The sequence below is a fragment of the Rickettsia lanei genome, assembly GCF_056242675.1.
Genome location: NZ_CP172233.1, coordinates 855,727 through 876,776, shown reverse-complemented (window position 1 = coordinate 876,776; position 21,050 = coordinate 855,727). Strand labels below are relative to the sequence as shown.

Here is a 21,050-nt window from a genome sequence, read left to right as displayed (position 1 = left end):
TATTATTATATATAATTATCAAAATTTAAAGGCAAATTAATGAATTCTTTAGAAAATTTAATTTTAGTCGGTGTAATAAAATCATGTCATGGAATTAAAGGTCATGTAATGTTAAAATCTTTTACCGACCCTGCTACAAAAATACTTGAAAGAAATTTAGTAAATGAGTCAGGAGCAAATATACATATTAAGCTAATTAGCCAAAATGCCAAAGGAGAATTAATTTGTACATTTAATGATATAGCTACTCGAAATGAAGCTGAACATTTAAAAGGTTATAAAATATTTTGCTTAAGAGCAAGTTTACCGGAACTAGAAGAAGATGAATTTTATATAGCGGATTTAACTCATTTACCGGTATTAAACCAAGATCATAAAGAAATAGGCAAAATTACAAATATTCTTAACTTTGGTGCCGGTGACATAATTGAAATAGCATTTTCAGATCAAACAACCGAATTATTACCTTTCAATAAAGAATTTTTTCCTATTATAACTAAAGATTATGTGATTTTAAATTATCAAAGAGAAGCTTGAATAATTTACCGTAGTTTTCAATTTCTTTATAGTACCCTACGATTCTTATTCACCTCTGTTTCATCCCGTGGCATGACCACGGGATCCAGTTAAAAATACTAAATTTATTAGTATGTATTGTTTTTATGGCCCCCGTGGTCAAGCCACGGGGTGACACAGTGGATTTTATCGGTCCACGCAACAACATCTACTCGCAATGATGGACAAACCGATCCACGCAACAACGCATCGTGGGAATGACATAGAATATAATTATTTTAATCCTTAATTGAGTAAATTATATAAAATTGACAATTAATCCTTAAATACTATAATTAATATATGTATATAAATAGAAGGTTAAGCTCTATGCCTAAAACTTTAAAATACTCACTTATTATATTTATAAGTATAATATTATTATTAATTGTTATTCCTTTCTTTATTCCTTTAAATAATTATAAAGGAATAGTAATAGATAAAGTTAAAGAGGCTACAAATAGAGATTTAACTATTAACGGCGACATAAAATTATCTTTACTACCGAATCCCGCAATATCACTATCAGAAATTAAATTATCATCAATAAACGGTACAAAAGAACCTCATCTAGTTTCCGTTGAAGGTGCTAAAGCGTCATTGCGACTTTTTCCTCTTTTTAGAGGAGCAATTGAAGTAGCTTCTATAGAACTGCAAAAACCGATTATAAATCTAGAAGTTTTAAGTAATGGACAAAAAAATTGGCAATTTTCTACACCTAATAATGCATCCAAAACAAATGAACTTAGCTCTGTAGAATCTACCGATACTAAAACTGAATTAGCACTTCCTATTTTGATTAGTCATTTTAAAATTATAGACGGCAAAGTAATATATATAGAAAAAAACAGTGAGAAAATATTTAACGATATTAACTTAGAGACTAAAATTAAAAGCCTTAAAGGTCCTATAGATTTGACTTTAGCTTTAAAGGCTTTGGAACAGCAAATTAATATAGACGGCCATATTGAAGAAATCGGTAAAATAATTCCGTTAAGTGCCAATATTAATCTTGCCGGTGAAAAAATTAAAATTGAAGGAAAATTTGATAGCGAACATAATTCCTTCATAGGTAACACAAATATTAAAGGTAATACTAAAACTTTAGGTATGCCTGCTGATTTACAAAATGACTACGAGCTAACTACGGCAATTACTGCCGATAGTAAAAATATAGCTATTAAAGATGCTAGACTTAATTATTCAAATATAGAATTACTAGCAAATGCAAATTATGATATAGAGCGTAATAACCTGAAATCAAATATTATTATCAATCCCGGTAACATTATAACCGAGATTAGCTCTAATTTAGATAAGACAAATATTATGCTACAAGCTGATAGTTTAAAACCTATACTTGATGCTCTAAAACTAAAGACCGATAAATTACCGTCTATTATTAACCAAAAACTTATACTTACTTCTAATGTAATTAGTAATGCTCAAGCAATAAAATTACAAAATATTAATTTATCGGCTGCAAATAGTAATCTAACCGGAGATATTGAGCTTAAAAATTTAGCACAAGATATAACTATTTCGTACAATCTAAAAATTAATAATTTTGAGTCGTTTATGTCTCTTATGGGAGTAAGTAATTTAAGTCAGATTGGAGTATTGCAGTTAAACGGAGGAGTGCAAAAAATTAAAGATACTTTCCATATTAATAATAAAATATCCGCTTTTAATACTAATATATCTATTAAAGGAGATATTAATTTAGAAACTCAGAAGCCCAATTTTAATCTTAACTTATATAGTCCGTTAGTGAATTTGGATAAAATTCTTACAAGTAATAGTCCTACTCCTGCTCCAAATAAAACTAATAGTCCTGCTATTCACAACATACCTACAGCTAAAAATAATTCTCCTTGGTCACATAATCCTATTAATTTAGGGTTTTTAAATGAAATTGAAGGGCAATTATCCGCAAATATTGATAAATTAACTAACGACTCATTAATCATAAATAATTTAAAAGCAAAATTAAATATCACCGGCGGCACGCTGAATATTACTTCAGTTAATGCAAGCATTTACGGTGGCGAACTAAGTAGCACCGGTTATGTGAGTTCAGCCAAAGATCAAAACGCTGCAATTAAAATCGATTTAAAAAATGCCTATCTCAAAAGTTTCACTCCGCAATCGGATAAAATAAAAATCACTGATGGGCGACTAAGCTTTAAAGCCGATCTTACTTCTCGCGGTAATAGCGTTTATACATATGTTAATAATCTAAATGGACAATTTAACGTAAATAGCGATAACGGGGAAATAAGCGGATTTGATTTAAATCGAATCGCAGATGCGGTAAATAATGCTAAAAATACCGAAGGAGTATTGCGACTTATTAACAGCGCCTTTAGTGGCGGATCCACATCTTTCAAAAATTTAATTGCCAGAGGAAATATAACGCAAGGCAAGCTTAATTTAAATGAATGTAGTTTAGATGCTTCACCTGCCACAACAAATGCAAGCGGTCAAATTAACTTACCACAATATATGATGGATGTTAGTGCAAGCGTTACTATTGCGGATTTACCGCCTATAGCCGTTAAATTATACGGATTCATAAATAATCCGCAGCATAAATTAGACGTTCAAGCCTTTCAAACATATTTAGTTAAAAACGTATTTAATAGCGTTATTAAAGACTTAAAAAGCGGAGAGAAGAAACCTGAAAATATTATTAAAGATGCTTTAGGTCTCAGAAAGACAAAGGATACAAATACAGAGGAACAAAACAGCCCTACGCAGGAAAACCAACAAACAGATCCTGTGAATAAGCTTCTACAAAAAGGATTGAAGAAACTGTTTTAATGTGACCGTCACGGGTGTTGTGTAACTTATTATTCCTCTCTATGTCATCATCCAGCAAAACATATAATATAGTGTAGTAACAATGTTGAAGTTATTTTTTCTAGACTTAGTTAGCAAGCAACTAGATGACAGTGCAACACTCATAAATACCCACGTTTTGATACGGTTACTCCTGTGCCAAACCTAATTTGATACAAATCCTTTGTTTCCTCAGTACCTAATACCAAATTAGGTATATTTTTAGGGAAATCTTGAATTACTTTAGTAATTTTTGCTACTTCTCCATCATAATTTACCTTTTTCAACAAAATAATAAGGTCTTCATATAATGATTTTTTATTTGGATTTAACCCTATAGCTCTTTTGATAGAAGCGAGTGCTTCCTCCGGATTTATTTTATGTAATTTATTAAAAAACTCTTCGTGATATTATACTTTACTTGGATCTAGTTCAATAGCTTTCTTTAATGATTTAATTGCATTATCTTGTTGTTTTTCCATTAAAATAGAACTTAAACTATGAAAAATTTCAGCTTCTCTATTGTTATATTTTTCAGTCTTATCATAAGTTTCAATAAAATTTGAAAGTTCTTCAGGATCAGTTTCAACGAATTTTCGTAGATTGTCTTTTTCTTTTTGATATTGGATATCTGTTATGAAGATCGAGATATTTTTTCACTACTTTCTTTAGCAATTTCAGAAGTTTTAAACTTCCAATAAGGCAAAATTTCATTTTTATATGGTTGACAAATGCATACTCCTTGCGCCCCTTTACCTACTCTATAGCTTTCCGGGTATTTACGATACTCAATATCATTTTTCCATTTATAACTTTTATTATCAAAATTTAGATAGCTTGGTTTTGCCATAACTTATGATATATTTGTAATTAATAATTTATAACTACAATTTCAACGTAAGTAAATAAATCTGAAGTTTGTAAAGCTAAGTAAGTAGTTTAAATAAACTTTAATTTAAAATCGTATGATTAAGAAAATAGTACAAAATACGAAAACTTTGCATGTACGTCCTAATGGAAGATCAGCTGATTACATAACTCCTAACTTCATGTATGGCTGTGCCGGAGGTTGCAGAAATAGTTATTGTTATGTTATGCATCATAACTATGAGACATTATATATCAATGAAAATATAGATCAAATACTTGACGTATTGGATAAACATATAGCAAACTTACCGACTAAAATTTCCAATCAAACAGATTCTAAATATTGGACATATGATATAGGTTGTTCTACCGATGTAAGTTTGCATTGGAAACACACTAATTGGTTAAAGATATTTAATTTCTTTAAAGAAGATCCACGTGCTAAAGCAACTTTTGCTACTAAATATGTCAATCCTAAATTACTTAATTTTAATCCTGAAAACAAAATAAGGATTAGATTTAGTTTGATACCGACAAGAATGAGTGAGATATTAGAGCCAAAAACGAGTCCAATTATCGAGCGAATAAAAGCAGTGAATATTTTTATTGAAGCAGGTTACGAAGTTCATCTAAACTTTGCTCCTATTATTGCTTATGAAGGCTGGCTTACCGAATATGCAAAGTTATTTGAAGATTTAGCTCAATACATAAACAACCAATATAAACCGTTTATAAAAGCGGAATGCATATTTTTAACGCATAACGATAAGCAGCATGAAAGAAATATTACCTTAAATAGATTAGAGAGTGAAGCTTTAATTTGGCAACCAAATTATACAGGAAAATAAAGTAAGCGAATATGGAGGCAAGGCGGTACGTTATAAAGCCGGTATTAAGAGTAGTTTTTATCCAACGATGGAGTGTGTTGCATGACAGGTTGCTCCTATGGAATAAAATACGATATATATGCTCACTCCTCCTACTTATCAAAATTACGAAACAAAAGCATAAAATTTAAAATTACAGTTATAAATAAAAAATCACTTGCATGAAAATACACTTATGATATGTTTCTTCACATTGGGTTTCAATTTTAGCTTCTATAAAAGTAACCCAACACTATTATCTCTCAGCTAATAGTGGATATAGTGTTAGTTGAGTACAAAAGTAAAAATATAAAAAACAAGTAAAATATCGAATAGGCAAAAAATTGTTTAGCTTGTTTGTTATCAGGGGTGTCATAGAATAAAGAACCGGCATAATATAGAAATACTACCCCAAGGATACCAGAAATTATTAAATATATAAAATTATTCATTCCAATAAAAAAAGGCATTAGCGAAACAATAAATAAAAGAATACTGTAAATTAGAATTTGTTTTTTAGTATATAAAGTCCCCTTTACTGCAGGCATCATCGGTACTTTACAGTTTTTATAGTCATCGTTACAGAATAAAGCAAGAGCCCATGAATGCGGCGGCGTCCAAATAAAAATAATCAAAAATAATATAATCGACTCTAGAGATATAGTATTGCTTACCGCTGCATAACCTATCACAGGAGGTAATGCTCCCGATACTCCGCCAATAACGATATTTTGTATAGAACGACGCTTTAACCAAATAGTATAAATACAGATATAATAAAAAATAGTGAATAGCAGTAAAAAGGATGCAAGTAGATTAACACATAAAGCCATAAAAAATACTGCAAAAAATCCCGTTATCAAACCAAAAGATAAAGCTTCATCAGATTCTATAACTCCTCTTACTATCGGTCTTTTTTGGGTACGTTTCATTAAGCTATCGATGTCTCTATCGTACCACATATTAATTGCCCCTGCACTACCTGCCCCAAGCGCTATGCAAACAACTGCAATACCAGCAATAAACGGATGCACGGAATAAGGAGCAAGCCACATACCTACAAAACCCGTAAAAATCACAAGTGACATTACACGCGGTTTCATAAGTAAAATATAGTCTTTAACAGTACTTTGTGAATGATTGATTTTACCTAAATTGATTGGTCTTACTAAGGAACGCATATGAAATATTTTTTAATTAAATATAAAAAGTTTTAGGTTAAAAATCAATTATTGACTTTGATGCAAGCAATGTATATATTTTTTTGTAATTCAAATAATAAATAATAAGTTAAGGATATTATCAGTGACAAAAATTGTTCGTTCTAAATATAAAGCTAGTAGAAGACTTGGAGTAAGTCTATGGGGTGATAGCAAGGATGCTTTCAATACACGAAATTATCGTCCCGGGCAACATGGGCAGAATACCATGATTAAAACTTCAGATTATGGTTTACATTTAAAAGCTAAGCAAAGATTGAAATGCCACTACGGTCGTGTCACTGAAAAACAATTTAGAAATATTTTTGCACTTGCTCAAAAAATGAAAGGTAATACCGGTGAAAATTTCATTGGGTTACTTGAAAGTAGACTTGATACGGTAGTTTATAGAATGAATATAGCTCCAACTATTTTTGCTGCACGACAGTTAGTTTCACACGGACATATTAAATTAAACGGTAAGAAAGCCGATATCGCAAGCATACGACTAAAGGCAGGCGATGTTATAGAAGTTCAAGAATCCGTAAAACAAATACCGCTTATCCAAGAATCCGTTTCAAAACAAGGTCAAACAACACCGGGGTATTTATCATTTGATGTACCTTCATTAACCGGTAAATATTTAAGAGTTCCTGCTCTTTCTGATGTCCCATATCCTTTTGAAGCAGAAGTGCATTTAGTAATCGAGTTATATTCTCGTTAACAATTATAAAAAGGCAGGTTTTATTTATCTGCCTTTTTACTTTCTTCCCTACACCTACATTTTTTCTTTATACTATAATACAACTTATCACCTAATTCGGCAGCTTTTATTAAAGATAGATTAGTTAAGAATTTAACGTCTGAGCTAAGAAAAAACTGTAATTTTTGACGAAGCAAGGAAGTATAAAAATGCTAATTTTTAGTATTTTTTATTATTTTTATGGAGTGCCACGCTACTTTCAATCGCTCAAACGGTACTGCTGCGTGGATCAGTTTTTCAGTTGTTTTTGGATACCGTGGTCAAACCACGGTATAACACCGAGTGCCTTTTTCGATACACATAACAACACTCACTCACAATAACGATATCTATTTTTAATAAAAATAATGCTGCTTCTACCTTTTCCCAAAAGTTAGCATATGGCATGCATTTAATAATTAGCGGTATAATTTGGTTTTATTGTACATGGGACAACAGGAAGCAGTCTTTTTGTTTCGGCAACTCTTGCTGATGAAATCTTAATAACCGAAGGGTATTGTCAGAAACATTATCTTACTTCTGCCACATTTAAAGGAAGTTTAATCTACCCTATTACTACAAATCTCATCACAACTTTTCCTAATTATTCAGTACCAATTTATTTAACTTCTACAGCTGCAATAGTAGGCTTAGCATATTATGGGACTGATTTCTTAAATTATCAGGACAATTTAAAAGAAATTCAGATAAACTTAACTCCTCATATTAGGGTAATTGATCCTAATATACTTTCTAACAATTTTAAAAATGATTCAAAAAATGCAATTAAAGATGTAACCCAAGGGTTTTAGATTTAATTGAAGCATACATAAATAGTAGTTTTATTAACTATACCGAAAATGATGGCAATATATTAATTGCATTAACCTTACTCATACAGGACCCTAATGCTGATATAGGAGCTCTTGTTTCTCAAGGAGCAAAAATCAGTATTTTATGGTGTGGAAAAAATATAATAAGCACACTATTCCAATCATATAAAGTTTCTTTAACACAAAATACTCAAGATTTAATCGAACAAAAAACTTTAGAACTGTTACTAAACTAGGAATATAAAAGTAAAATCTTAGGATTAAAGGATATAGAAGCTATTACTAATAATTTTATTTAATGATCTTAATAATACTTTCACTATTGGAATTTTACAATTAGAGAATTTAACGACTCAAAAAATTATACAGCTTATTGCATTGCAAGATATAATGAATTTAGTTCCAGGAGCTATTATATTTAATGCGTTTGACAATATTAAGAAAGGATTTTTAAATATATTATATCAACTGAATATTTCTTACAGGCAAGAAGCCAGAGGAAATTAACGAAAATACAGCTTCTATAGTAAGAAATCTATCCTCTAATACTTCAAATATTTTGTTAACTAATTCTGCTCAATTTGTACAAAATCAATATGCCAAACAACTTAAAGCTAAAAAAGAAATATCAAAGAAAATGTTGTTTTTAGATAGCACAAAAAATACTATAACTACTATACTAGATATCTCCGATAAATTCATAAAATCACTTTACTATATTTATAAAGTAAAAAATGGAGAGATTACGCCTGAGCAAGCTCTACTACTTAATCCTTGGCTTGAAACCTTAAAATCATTCTTAACAAGTTCCTCATTAAAAATAATCTTTAGTGGAGCAGTTCAGTTATATAACAAGCGAGAATTACAAAATTAATAGAGGCATCTTCTGAGAATACAAAAGGAATAACATGGTCTACTAATGATACAAACGATGAACTTGTAATTTCTGATTATAACCTAATTATAGAAGAAAGAACTATTTTGAGTTTTGAAAAATTAGTATTCAAACTAGGAGCACATGATCTTCTTTCAGCTTCCTCAGGAAAAGGCAACACTACTTTTTTAAAGAGTTTAGTCAATTGTATTGCTGATCCATGCCATAGAGTTGGTGAAATTTCCATACCTACCCATTATCAAAATCCAAAAATAATATTTATTGATCAGAATAGTGACATACCGGTTTAATCTACTTTATTTGAAATAATAACCTCCGACCTTGATCAATCAATCATTAAAAGTAATAAGCAATTATTAGAAGAAAAAATTAACACACTACTTATAAAATTAGATCTAGGTACATTAAATTAAGCACTTAAGTGATAAAAATTATGATGTAATCAATGCACCAAGTGGCAGTCAAAAGAAAAAAATTGGAATCATTAAAGCTATAATTTCAAACCCTAAAATATTAATTTTAGACGAGGTATTTGCTAATCTTGATAAAATATCTATAGAAAATGCATAACAAGCTTTAAAAGAATTTTTACCGGAAACTTTAATGCTTGTAGTGCATCATGACGGTAAATCTCATGACTATAATAATTTTTATGATCAGTATAAATCTTGCAGATTTGTATGCTGAAATAAAATTATTAGGAGAATAGCTATTCTATTCAACCCTATATACTTGACTACTTTTCATTTATCATGAGTATATACTCAATCTAGATGTTCATTTATGGGAGTTTTTTAAGATTTCTTTATAGATTTCAAGGTTTTTTCTTAGCATCAGATCAAGAGAGAAATTATTAATTACCGTATGTCTTGCCGCTTCTTGGATTTTCTTAGCAAGATCAGTACCTAAAATCGAGAAACAATAATCGATTTTCTGTGCTAACGCTTCGGCATTATTTGGTTCTACGTGGAAACCGGTTATATTATTCTTTATTGTCTCTACTGCCCCGCCGATATTAGTTGCAATAACAAGCTTCTTCATCGCCTGCCCTTCTATAATAGTACGCCCGAAAGCTTCAGGCTCGATTGAGGCAGAAATGATAATATCGGAAATCCCATATAGGTTTATTATATCCGAATCATTACCAAAAATTTGAATTTTATTTTGAAGTTTTAGATTAGCTATAAGCTCTTTTACTCTATTAGTAAAATTGGGATGTCTAGATATATCACCGACCATTAAACAATAAAAGTCTCTATGTTTTAATTTACTTAATGCTTCTACTAGAACAAGATGCCCTTTCCAACTTGTCATTCTAGAAGGCATTAATATTATCGGCACGTTACTCGGTACATCATATTTATCACAACATTTTTCAAGTTTTTCCGGTGTTAAATTTGCGGGATCGAAATAATCACAATTCACTCCACGCTCAATTACTACTATTTTATCTTCATCAATTTTATAGTTTTCGAGCAAGTGTTGTTTTACAAAATTAGACACGGCAACAACTTTCTTGCCTTTTAGCATTATGCTATTATAATATTTTTTAAAACTATTCGGAATATTATAAACCCCATGAAAGGTAGTCAAAAATTTAGCATTTGTCCATTTTGTTGCTAGATATGAACTCCATGCCGGTGCTCTTGATCTTGTATGAACTATATCAACATTATATTTTTTGATTATTTCTGCTATCAATTTTGCATTATTCAGAATTACAAAAGGATTTTTACTGTTACTATTCATTTCAATATGCAATATATCTTCCTTATCTAACTCTTTAACTAGAGTACCGCCTGCTGAAATTATGATAGGAGTATGACCGAGAATTTTAAGATATTTTGCAACTTCTATAGTACCTCTTTCAACTCCTCCCGAAACTAGAGCAGGCACTACTTGCAAAATAGTATATTTATTGTATCGTTTACTTGACTTTAATGAAGGCATTAAATCTCAATCTATTAAAATAATTATTTAAAATGCACAAACTTTATAATAAAACACAAGACAAATTTATTGTCTATGATAATTATAGAATAATTAATACAAATATTCCATCTGTAATTTTTTTACACGGCTTGATGTCTAGTATGCAATCAACTAAGGCTATCTATTTAATAGATTATTGTAAAAAAAACAATTATAATTTTATTGTTTTTGATAATTTCGGCCATGGAAACGCATCAGGACAATTTAAGGATCAAACAATTAGTGATTGGTTAGAAGGAGTATCACTAATTTTAGATAAATTAATTAATACGGAGGCGATATTAGTAGGTTCGAGCATAGGAGGATGGCTAGCACTTCTTGCGGCTTTAAGATTTCCTGATAAAATAAAGGGACTTGTGTGTGTAGCCCCTGCTCCAGATTGTACTGAAAATATTTGGCAGAATATATCTCTAAATGATCAAAATAAGATGCAAAAAGAGGGAATACTAGAAGTAAGCGGTAAAAATTGTGAGCATAAATATCATATAAGCTATAAACTGATAGAAGATGCAAAAAAACATTTATTATTGACAAAGAAACAGATTGATATAAATATACCGGTACATCTCATTCATGGGATGTTAGATGAAGACGTGCCTTATAATGTTTCAGTAAAATTATTAGAAAAAATAACGAGCAAACAAATAGTAATGAAGCTAATTAAAGACGGTCACCATAATTTATCTAGAGAAGAAGATTTAAAGGTAATGACAAATTCCTTAGAAGAAGTAATTAGACTCTTAAGTAATATTAAATAAACAATAAATATGTATAGCAACATAAATAAAGTGCATGATTTTAAAGAAGTTATAGAAGCGGTAAAACAAGCCGATCATACTAGCTTGGTGTTTTTTGATGTAGATGAAGTAATTGTAATGGATAGTGATGAATCTAGGTTAACACATGATTATAGAAAAGAATTAATGAAGAACATTGAAAAAAGACTTACTAGAAAAGAATGTGAATTATTACTTAGTATTGTTCTTAAAGATAGGAAAGCTAGATTTGTTAACCCAGATATCTTAACGATATTTGCTCTACTTATAGAAAAAAATGTACCGGCAATGGGTCTTACTAAACTTCCTACCGGTAAATTCGGCGTAATTGAAGATATGATCGAATGGAGAATTCGTGAACTCACTGCATTAAAGGTAAATTTTCAAGAATTTTCACCTTTAGAAGATGAGATAATAATAGAAGATTTTAATGCCGGTTACGGTAAACCTACATTAAAAGACGGAATAATTTACACTGCGGAATATGATAAAGGAAGCATGCTTGAGTATGTATTACGAAAAACAAGTTATTATCCACAATCAATAATATTTATCGATGATATGGAAGAAAATTTATTATCATTACAAGCAATTTGTAAGAAACTAAAAATTAACTATCAAGGATTTGAGTTTACCGGTTCTGCTATCGTTCCTGAACCTGTTCTTGATGCACAATTAGAAAAAATTAGATTTGAAATTCTAGAAAAAGAATATAAATGGTTAACGGATAAGGAACTGAAAAAGCATACTTTGTCATCTAGTAGATTGTCCACAGTATCCAGCTAAAAATGTCACAACAACATACACTTTTAGTTGCTTTTCCTAGATGCCGTCGACACACTACTAGATGACACCTATGCACCTTAGAGTATAATATATGATGTCTGCAAAACTTATTGTTCTTTTTACCTTACTTATCTCGCTTTCTACTATGGCAAGTAAAAAGGAAGCAGAAACAATTACAGAAGTAAAAGCAACTAAAGTACAAATTGCTGAGCTTTACGACATATTTAATATTGTAGGGCAATGCCAGAATGATAATAGTCGTGATTATTATGCCAATGCCACCGGAGTAGTTGAACAAGTCTCAGCACATCAAGGAGAAATAGTAAAAAAAGGGGATATATTGCTAGTTATAGATAAAAACATAGCAGAAACCACTAAATCTAGAGCAGCAGCGTTATTAAATACAAAACAAGAAGATTATAATAGAAAAGAAGCTTTATTCGCTAAAAAATTTGTAAGCAACGAGGAATATAAAAGGTCAAAAAGCGAACTTGAAGATGCAAAATTTAATTATTCCAAAGCTCTAAAAACATATAATGATATGATAATTACTGCACCCTACTCTGGTAAAATAGGCGTAATTAAGTCTATGGTCGGCGATGAAGTAAAAATAGGTGACTATCTTTTTAGCATTACCGGAACAGAAAACTCACAAAGTATTTTTATTGAATTGCCGGAGTCTTTAAGCGGAAAAGTTGGCGTCGATACTGAAGTTTTAATTGCAGGAAAAATTAAAAGTAAAATCGGGGCAATATCGCATTACTTATCAGATAATGGTACTTTAACAGCTAAAATTATTTTACCTATGGGTACAAAAATCCTGCATAATAGCTTTGTAGATGTTATGCTTATAATTAACCCTCATAAAAACCTAACCGTTCCTGAAAGTTGTATTCAACGCAATAATCAAGGTAATTTTATTTATAAAATAGACGGTTATACGATAAAACAATTATATGTAAAAATCGGTACACGTACAGAAGGTCTAATTGAAATTATCTCTGACGATATTAAAGCAGGTGACTTAGTCGTTACCGAAGGTATGACTAAAATTGGTGATGGCTCAAAAGTTAAGATACTTGAGGAATAGTTATTTATATATGCTTTTTAAGCCATCTCTGTATTCTAGAGATTGTTGCACGTATTCCTTCTTGCCTTATAGAAGTAATAGTTAATAAAATCAAAATTTTTGTTACAAAGCAATAGGTGCGTATTTTTTGAATTACATAGTTATTTTTGAAAAAAGAAATATTACTTTTTTTATAGTCTTCATTTTTATTTTCTAGTAATCTTAATTGTGTAACAGCTGCTAATAACAAATTAATAGTAAACGGACTAAATTTACTTAAATAAGAATCATTAAGAACATAAGAAGTAATATTTATTAAACCTACTGAATATTTATTTGGGTCCATAAACGTATTAGTACCACCGCTAATTCGTACTTTAGACAATTCTTTGTCTATACCGCCTATTGAGTTTTTACTAGCAATAGATATCCATAAACAACAATCTTCACCGCTTCTTATATTTTCAGGAAATAAATTTTCTTGAAATAATGTCAAAGTTCCCATAACTGTCGGCATTGCTATTGGACAAGTTTGTATAACTTGAGGAAAAACATTGCCACTAAAAAGCCCGGAATGAACAGATTCGATATATTTTCCTTTTTCATTTATTTTTTGATATGAAGTATGAGAAAATATAAAATTATTTTCTTCCATAAACTTTAATTGGATTTCTATTTTATCCTTATAAAATAAATCGTCCGAATCAAGGAAAGCAATATATTTTCCTATAGCATTTTTAATACCTAAGTTACGTGCAGCAGCAGGTCCTTCATTTTTTTTATGAAAATATTTTATTCTTTTATCTTTTTTGCATATTGCAGTTAATGCTGATATATCATCAGTCGACCCATCATCTATTATAAGTATCTCAAAATTTTTGTGTGTTTGAATAAGTACACTTTCTATAGCTTCAATTGCCCAATTTATTCTATTATATACCGGTATAATAACACTAATTTTAGTATCATTTAGTACTTGTTGAGCCATAGTATTTGCTAAATCACAGGCTTTTTTATACGGAGTATTATTGGATAAAAAAGTAGCTGTACGAGTTAAAAATAAATAAGGAGAACCTTCCATTTTGATCATTTCTTCTTCTGTTAACTCGTGAAGAAACGATGACCATAATACATTACATTCTTCGTTATGATTTGATATTTTTTTACTACCTTGCTCTGAATGAAAACGAGATTTAATTAGGATAGATTCGTCAAAATGAATAGGAGCAACACGGAAAATTTTAAACCATAAATCATAATCTTGCGTTGTCGGTAAAGCCTCATTAAATATACCGACTTCATGAAAATATTTAGCAGGAATCAATAACGAACAACCATGTATTAATCCTCGTAATAAAGGTAATAAAGAAATATTAAGTTTATTTATAGGTAGCACACTATCCGGTTTAATATAACGTAGAGAGTTGCCTTTTTCATCGATTAATTCATAACCACCGTAAATGATAGTATCTTTATTATCTAATTTATTTAATATGTCAACTTGATGCTCGATTTTATTAGGATAATATATATCATCATGGCTAAGCCACGAAAAATATTCCCCTTGCATGTGTTTTATACCGTAATTTAAGGCCGAACCGCAACCTCCGTTTTCTTTATGAAAATAGCGTATTTTATCACCATATGATAATGCTACACGTTCTGTCTCTCCATTATCTTTTGAACCATCATTAACAACAATAATTTCAATATTTTTGTAAGTTTGTGCTAAAGCACTATTTATAGCTTCTTTCATATAATTAGCCCCATTATAGACAGGTATAATAATGGAAACTAAAGTATGATAAATATTTAGAGGTTTATCTTTTCTATTTGTCATAACTTTTAAAAATAATTTATAAAATGTTAGTTTTATTGTTTAAATTTTCTATAGAGTTTTAGAAAAATAGATGTTTCTTCTTCACTAATAATTAGTTTATTTTAAAATTTTTATTTCTTCTAAAGCATTATTTAGCTCTGTTACAGTATTATTTTAATTTAGTGTTTCTCTTCGCTATTTTTAAATGCATCTCTAGTTTGCAGCAATTGTTTTAATATATCTTGGGATTGCAAACCTAGCTTTTCTAAAAATTCTAGAGTCCAAGCTGAGATTAGATAGTTAAATAATTGTTTTATAGGCTTTAAATCTGAGTTACTAGATATACAAATTATAGAATTAGGAGGATTTTTTCAGAATGCGTGTCGTGAGTTACACCATCTACTCCTTCATAGAAAAATTCTTTGTTCGGATATGATTCAAAGTCTTTTTCAGTAATTCAATTAACTAAATGATGTATATTCCCTTCCGGTTCATTAAAAGGTACATTTACTATTAATCGTTTTTTACATTTAAGATTAAGTGCTAGATTTAACCCATCTTCAATATGCTCAAGTGCATGTCGTGATACAACAATATAATCATATTCTTCTGCCTTTTTAATAAAACTAACTAAATCAGATTTAATATATTGTATATTAGATGCTCCACAATTTTGTTCAGCATAAATTATAGATTCTTTACTGATATTTATTGCTGTAATTTCTACTCCTAATATATCGCTAAGCATGAAAGTTCCGTGTCCCGTTCCACAACCTATATCTAAAATTTTTATTTTTTGATTTAGCATTAATGGGCTATTAAGTATCTCGGCTTCTATAATTTTTTTAAAAATCTTATAGCTACTTTTATGACGCATTACCTCTAAAACATCATAAGTTTCCCCAAGAATTAATCTTTCTCCATCATTATAAATTTCTTCTAACATAAATTATTTAAACTATTATAATTTTAATAAATATTCGGCGATAAATGCAGCAGGGTTTTCTACAGGATCAAGCATCTTTTTAAATTGATTTCTGCCACTACTATTTTCATAATAAGGTAAATAATGATTTTGCTTAATAAATTCTATATAGTTAATAATATCTTGCGGCTCATAAGCAAAATACATATATTTTTTTAATTCTTTAGATAGAGCATTGCTATTAAATTCATTATTCCAACCATTACTTAAGTAAATTATAGGCTTATCGGCAACTACTACTTCAGCAAGAGATGAAGTACCGTCACTTATTACAATATCTGACACCATTATATCATCCAGTAACGACCTGAATGCATGTGCAGAAATAGTAACATTCTTTAAAGAGTTAAATCTACTTAATATATTATCCATATCACTTTGGCTTAAGTAATTTTTACCGACTGCATAGGTAAATAGTGTTACATGCGGTCTTATAATAAAATGAATATTAGGATGTTGTAATGCATAATTATAGAAAAAATAGTGATAATTTAAGAAAGTAGAACCTCCTTCATATAAATCTCTATTTTTAAATGATAATTCCCATCTAGGAAGCCATAAAATGGTTTCCGAGTTTGGTTTTTCTTTAATATTATAATTTCTTACTTCATAGTATGGTTGATAACCTGAAACAATAACTCTATCCTTAGGAAATTTATAATTACTAATAAAGATATCCTTTGTACTTTCTGAATCAACAAATACCGTCTCTATGCAACTTGATAACTTATCATCATCAATATTTTTTTGATGAAAGATATGCGGACCATAGACTATATACATAATTTTTGTTTTAGTGCCTCTAAAGCTCTTATACAAATTAGCAGCCGTAAAAGGTTCTGATATATAGCCTTGAAAATTTTCGTAAGGATTTTGCGTAAAGATAAAATCCGGCTGATAATTTTTTAGTTCAGAAATTTCACATTTTGTATTAACATTTGAATAAGAAGCATACTTACCGCATGGATATATCACATCTTGTGCATCAAATTTACTAATAAACCCGGTATCTATTCCTCCTTGAATATTGGGATGAGGATGAGGTACTATTACAATTTTGACATCGTGACCTATTTTTTTCATCTCATTATACATTGCGTATACGCCTTTGCCGCCGAATGTCTCTGTACTAACAAGGAAAACTATTTTTTTATAAGAATTTTCTTTGGAATAGCAAAAAGAAGATATAAGAGTTATTAGTAAAAAAACACTTAAAAATAAAGTGTTAAGTTTTATTAATTTAAAAAATTTCATGTTTTGATATGATAATAATGAATAGGATTACTTTTTAAACCATACTGTATGGTTAACATAATCCACATAACTTAAAACTATACGTAATATTTTCTTTGATACAAGTCCTGCGTCTGCATAATCCGGCACGATATCTTGCAAGCGTTTATTATTCTCGTGTTCTTCCGTAATAGCTTTCACCGATTGTAGTACCCGTTCAGCCTTAAAACCCGACATAATAAGTGTTCCGGCGTCCATACCTTCAGGACGTTCATGTGCTTCTCGAATATTTAAAGCAGGTAAATTAAGTATAGATGCCTCTTCAGTGATAGTACCGCTATCGGATAAAATACAAAATGCATTCATCTGAAGTTTAACGTAGTCCGTAAACCCGAAGGCTGGCAAAAATCTTATTTTATCGCCAAGTTCTTTAAACTCCTCTAAATCCTCAAGCCTTTTTTTAGTCCTTGGATGTGTTGAGAAGATTACAGGAAAATTATACTCTTTAATAAGCGTTTGTAAACTACTTAATAATTCTTTCAGGTTATTTTTGACATCAACATTTTCCTCACGATGTGAGCTAATTAAGAAATATTGCTTTGTGGTAAGTGACAATTTATCTAAAATATCAGACTTTAATATTTTAGACATAAAGCGATCAAGGACCTCAGGCATATGTGAACCTGATTTAAAAATAAGCTCAGGCGGTAAACCTTCAAAAATTAAATAACGTCTTGCATGCTCGGTTAACGTAATGTTAACGTCACTAATATGATCAATGATTTTACGGTTTATTTCTTCAGGTACACGCTGATCAAAACAACGATTTCCTGCTTCCATATGAAAAATTGGAATTTTACGGCGTTTAGCGGCAATTGCCGATAAACATGAATTAGTATCACCGTAAAATAAAACGGCGTCGGGCTTTTCTTTCTCAAGTACTGCATCAACTTTTTCGATAATAAGCCCAATAGATTTGGCCGTATTATCTGCTGCTACTTCTAAGAAATAATCGGGTTTTCTAATTCCCATATCATCAAAAAACACCTGATGTAATTCATATGCATAATTTTGACCGGTGTGAACTAGGATGTGATGAGTATATTTATCAAACTCAGAAATCACGCAGCATAGTTTAATAAGTTCAGGACGAGTACCAACAATCGTCATTACCTTAAGCATTTTTGAGCTCCTCTTGTATGTAATCAAGAGTCAGTAATAACTCTTTTACTTCTTCTAAATTTAAACGTTTTGTATTATGGGAAGTGTAATCCTCTAAAAGTGCTACTTTCTTTTCACCTTCAACAAAATATTTTGCATAATTAAGATCGCGCCCGTCCATAGGAATACGGTAATAATCCCTTAAATCATCAGCTTTTGCCATTTCTTCTGATGATACTAATGATTCGTAATGTTTTTCGCCGTGACGTGTACCGATAAAACGTATTTCATTTTTACTATTGAATATATCTTGTAACGCTTTTGCGAGTACTTCAATTGTGCTTGCCGGAGATTTTTGTACGAAAATATCACCCTGATGACCATGCTCAAATGCATATAAAACTAAATCCACTGAATCTACAAGCGACATTAAAAAACGTGTCATTGACGGTTCTGTGATGGTTAATTCCTTACCTTGTTTTATTTGATTGATAAAAAGAGGAATGACTGAACCTCTAGAAGCCATAACGTTACCGTATCTAGTAACGCACAGCACAGTCTCACCTGGAGAACGCATACGTGCTTTTGCTATTGCTAACTTTTCCATTAATGCTTTAGATAATCCCATTGCATTAATTGGATATACAGCCTTATCGGTACTTAGTACAATAACTTTTGTAACTTTGTTATTAATAGCAGCACTTAAAACATTTTCAGTACCTAAGACGTTAGTATTTATTGCTTCCATAGGATAAAATTCACAAGTTGGAACCTGCTTTAAAGCAGCGGCATGGAATACATAATTTACACCATGCATTGCCTCATCAATACTTTTATAATTGCGTACGTCCCCGATATAGAATTTAAGTTTCGGATTATTTAAAGCAATACGCATATCCTCTTGCTTTTTTTCATCTCTACTGAAAATACGAATTTCCTTAATATCGTTAATAATACCGGATTTAAGAAAACGAGAAAGCACCGCATTACCAAATGAACCGGTGCCTCCTGTAATCATTAAAGTTTTATCTACAAACATTATATATAAATACCTATTTTGTTATTATTCATTCTGTCATTGTGTCAATCGAGACACACTCTAAGGTAGCCATCCTGTGGCTTGTCCACAGGGTCCAGTTATAAAAAATACAAACATAAAACGCTCGATTTATCTCACTTTATGCTGGATTCCGTGTACAAGCCTATATTCGCAATGACAATTTACTTAAACTCACACATACGCTTTACAAGCTCACGCCATTCAGGAGGCGTATATCCCGTCACCTCATTAAAACGAGTACTATCTAGTGAGCGATCTACTACAAGCTCATCTGATGCAATAATATCGATGTCTTTATTATATATTTCTGCTACTAATTTTAACAATTCTAACTTATTAATCGGTTTTGAGGAAACATGATACAGCCCGTGCAACTCTTTATTAGGTAACACAAAATCCCTTATTATTCTTGCAAGCTCTACTGTCGGGAATCCTGAATAAATAGCTTTCTCAAACCCTTTCACTGAACCTTCTGCACTTAAAAACCAATTGATTAAACTTCTATTGCCTGCTAGCTCATGACCTATAATGGAAGTACGCAATGTGATAGCATGCGGATAATCTACCTCACCAAGAAATTTTGAACGACCGTAAAGGTCATAACAGTCAGACAAATCGCTTTCCTTATAATTACCTTTTTTTCCTGAAAACACACAATCAGTACTAATATGGATTAACCTTGAATTAGCTAGTTTACATAAATTAGCTAGCCTATGAGGCAGCAAACTATTTATCGATAATGCTTTTAACGGGTCATTAGCATCTGCCAATTGTTTTACAAGCCCTATACAATTTATTACTATATCGGGTTTTGTTTGATTAAATACCTCAACTAACGCATCATGGTTCTCAACATTTACATTTGTAATTAATTTATCGGATAAATCCTTAGAAAAGTAAGAACGAGCTGAATTATTTCGGGCTGTCGCAAAAATGTCAAATTTTTTATCACTACTTAAAAACCTGAATATGCTATTACCTAGCATACCGGTAACACCTAAAATTAATATTTTCATAGTATATTTTATTTATTTTTACCGAATCGGTTCTATCATAAATAATATATCTTTACAATAGTGTTTTGAGTGCGTAACAATATTGAGTTATACATAATTAACTTGCCATAAAAAAGGTTCTTATTCTATCTTCTGTAATTTTCCAACCTTCATCTTCTGCAAGCTCTAAATCATATTGGTATTGCATATTCCCAATGAGGATTAATATTAAAATACTTACCCAAACGAAGGGCTGTATCAGCTGCAATTGAACGATGATGCTTAATTATATTATTGATCCTAGTAACGGGTACATCAATATCACGAGCAAGTTTGCTTTGACTAATCCCCATAGGTTCCATAAATTCTGCTA

The 21,050-nt window shown here is 30.6% G+C and carries 20 protein-coding genes and 1 pseudogene; 8 read left to right on the top strand and 13 right to left on the bottom strand.

Translation table 11 applies throughout. The features are described 5' to 3' along the window. Positions 1-39: 39 nt before the first annotated feature. Positions 40-537, top strand: coding sequence for a ribosome maturation factor RimM (gene rimM / locus ACHBLB_RS04990; RefSeq protein WP_475841024.1), 498 nt, complete (start codon positions 40-42; stop codon positions 535-537). Positions 538-885: 348 nt separating this feature from the next. After that, positions 886-3,378: an AsmA family protein gene (locus tag ACHBLB_RS04985; protein WP_475841022.1), complete on the top strand. Its 2,493-nt coding sequence runs from the start codon at positions 886-888 to the stop codon at positions 3,376-3,378. 140 nt (positions 3,379-3,518) lie between these two features. Here the strand turns inward: ACHBLB_RS04985 and ACHBLB_RS04980 are convergent, their stop codons facing one another. Further along, positions 3,519-3,683: a hypothetical protein gene (locus tag ACHBLB_RS04980; RefSeq protein WP_475841019.1), complete on the bottom strand. Its 165-nt coding sequence runs from the start codon at positions 3,681-3,683 to the stop codon at positions 3,519-3,521. Positions 3,684-4,030: 347 nt separating this feature from the next. After that, complete coding sequence (locus tag ACHBLB_RS04975) at positions 4,031-4,246, bottom strand: DUF4385 family protein (RefSeq protein ID WP_475841017.1); 216 nt, start codon at positions 4,244-4,246, stop codon at positions 4,031-4,033. A 115-nt stretch (positions 4,247-4,361) separates the two neighbouring features. Here ACHBLB_RS04975 and ACHBLB_RS04970 point away from each other — a divergent pair, with 115 nt between their 5' ends. After that, entirely contained in the window at positions 4,362-5,114 is a 753-nt protein-coding gene (locus ACHBLB_RS04970) for an SPL family radical SAM protein (RefSeq protein WP_475841014.1), read from the top strand. Positions 5,115-5,395: 281 nt separating this feature from the next. Here ACHBLB_RS04970 and cyoE read toward each other — a convergent pair whose 3' ends face one another. Continuing rightward, on the bottom strand, positions 5,396-6,313 hold the full coding sequence (cyoE, locus tag ACHBLB_RS04965; protein WP_475841012.1) for a heme o synthase: 918 nt from the start codon (positions 6,311-6,313) through the stop codon (positions 5,396-5,398). 124 nt (positions 6,314-6,437) lie between these two features. On the opposite strand from cyoE, the gene rpsD reads away from it, so the two are divergent. Continuing rightward, on the top strand, positions 6,438-7,055 hold the full coding sequence (gene rpsD, locus ACHBLB_RS04960; protein WP_475841009.1) for a 30S ribosomal protein S4: 618 nt from the start codon (positions 6,438-6,440) through the stop codon (positions 7,053-7,055). 1,410 nt (positions 7,056-8,465) lie between these two features. Beyond that, positions 8,466-8,780 carry an ABC transporter ATP-binding protein gene (locus ACHBLB_RS04955; RefSeq protein ID WP_475841007.1) on the top strand — a complete coding sequence of 105 codons (315 nt, stop codon included), beginning with the start codon at positions 8,466-8,468 and terminating at the stop codon, positions 8,778-8,780. A gap of 76 nt (positions 8,781-8,856) precedes the next feature. Here the strand turns inward: ACHBLB_RS04955 and ACHBLB_RS04950 are convergent, their stop codons facing one another. Further along, positions 8,857-9,027: a hypothetical protein gene (locus ACHBLB_RS04950; protein WP_016728091.1), complete on the bottom strand. Its 171-nt coding sequence runs from the start codon at positions 9,025-9,027 to the stop codon at positions 8,857-8,859. A 551-nt stretch (positions 9,028-9,578) separates the two neighbouring features. Then, positions 9,579-10,751: a glycosyltransferase family 4 protein gene (locus ACHBLB_RS04945; RefSeq protein ID WP_475841004.1), complete on the bottom strand. Its 1,173-nt coding sequence runs from the start codon at positions 10,749-10,751 to the stop codon at positions 9,579-9,581. 32 nt (positions 10,752-10,783) lie between these two features. Here ACHBLB_RS04945 and ACHBLB_RS04940 point away from each other — a divergent pair, with 32 nt between their 5' ends. The 3 genes from ACHBLB_RS04940 to ACHBLB_RS04930 all read left to right on the top strand — a co-directional run bounded on the left by ACHBLB_RS04940 (position 10,784) and on the right by ACHBLB_RS04930 (position 13,445). Beyond that, entirely contained in the window at positions 10,784-11,551 is a 768-nt protein-coding gene (locus ACHBLB_RS04940) for an alpha/beta hydrolase (protein ID WP_012737019.1), read from the top strand. Positions 11,552-11,560: 9 nt separating this feature from the next. Next, entirely contained in the window at positions 11,561-12,355 is a 795-nt protein-coding gene (locus tag ACHBLB_RS04935; protein WP_475841002.1) for a DUF2608 domain-containing protein, read from the top strand. A 91-nt stretch (positions 12,356-12,446) separates the two neighbouring features. Then, on the top strand, positions 12,447-13,445 hold the full coding sequence (locus ACHBLB_RS04930; RefSeq protein ID WP_475841000.1) for an efflux RND transporter periplasmic adaptor subunit: 999 nt from the start codon (positions 12,447-12,449) through the stop codon (positions 13,443-13,445). A 4-nt stretch (positions 13,446-13,449) separates the two neighbouring features. Here ACHBLB_RS04930 and ACHBLB_RS04925 read toward each other — a convergent pair whose 3' ends face one another. The 8 genes and pseudogenes from ACHBLB_RS04925 to ACHBLB_RS04890 all read right to left on the bottom strand — a co-directional run bounded on the left by ACHBLB_RS04925 (position 13,450) and on the right by ACHBLB_RS04890 (position 21,030). After that, positions 13,450-15,264 (bottom strand): glycosyltransferase family 2 protein, encoded by a 1,815-nt coding sequence (locus ACHBLB_RS04925; RefSeq protein ID WP_475840998.1) that lies wholly within the window; start codon positions 15,262-15,264, stop codon positions 13,450-13,452. A gap of 436 nt (positions 15,265-15,700) precedes the next feature. Then, entirely contained in the window at positions 15,701-16,189 is a 489-nt protein-coding gene (locus ACHBLB_RS04920) for a class I SAM-dependent methyltransferase (protein ID WP_475840995.1), read from the bottom strand. A 15-nt stretch (positions 16,190-16,204) separates the two neighbouring features. Further along, a pseudogene (locus ACHBLB_RS04915) lies at positions 16,205-17,550 on the bottom strand (hypothetical protein). Next, positions 17,510-18,643, bottom strand: coding sequence for a non-hydrolyzing UDP-N-acetylglucosamine 2-epimerase (gene wecB / locus ACHBLB_RS04910; protein WP_012150661.1), 1,134 nt, complete (start codon positions 18,641-18,643; stop codon positions 17,510-17,512). The pseudogene ACHBLB_RS04915 and the gene wecB overlap by 41 nt, the downstream one beginning before the upstream one ends. After that, positions 18,636-19,661 carry a UDP-glucose 4-epimerase gene (gene capD / locus ACHBLB_RS04905; protein WP_475840993.1) on the bottom strand — a complete coding sequence of 342 codons (1,026 nt, stop codon included), beginning with the start codon at positions 19,659-19,661 and terminating at the stop codon, positions 18,636-18,638. Before capD ends, wecB begins: the two co-directional genes overlap by 8 nt. A gap of 182 nt (positions 19,662-19,843) precedes the next feature. Next, positions 19,844-20,698 (bottom strand): dTDP-4-dehydrorhamnose reductase family protein, encoded by an 855-nt coding sequence (locus tag ACHBLB_RS04900; protein WP_475840990.1) that lies wholly within the window; start codon positions 20,696-20,698, stop codon positions 19,844-19,846. Positions 20,699-20,795: 97 nt separating this feature from the next. Beyond that, positions 20,796-20,885: a plasmid maintenance system antidote protein gene (locus ACHBLB_RS04895; protein WP_475840988.1), complete on the bottom strand. Its 90-nt coding sequence runs from the start codon at positions 20,883-20,885 to the stop codon at positions 20,796-20,798. After that, positions 20,869-21,030 carry a helix-turn-helix transcriptional regulator gene (locus ACHBLB_RS04890; protein WP_475840986.1) on the bottom strand — a complete coding sequence of 54 codons (162 nt, stop codon included), beginning with the start codon at positions 21,028-21,030 and terminating at the stop codon, positions 20,869-20,871. The genes ACHBLB_RS04895 and ACHBLB_RS04890 overlap by 17 nt, the downstream gene beginning before the upstream one ends. Positions 21,031-21,050 lie beyond the last annotated feature (20 nt).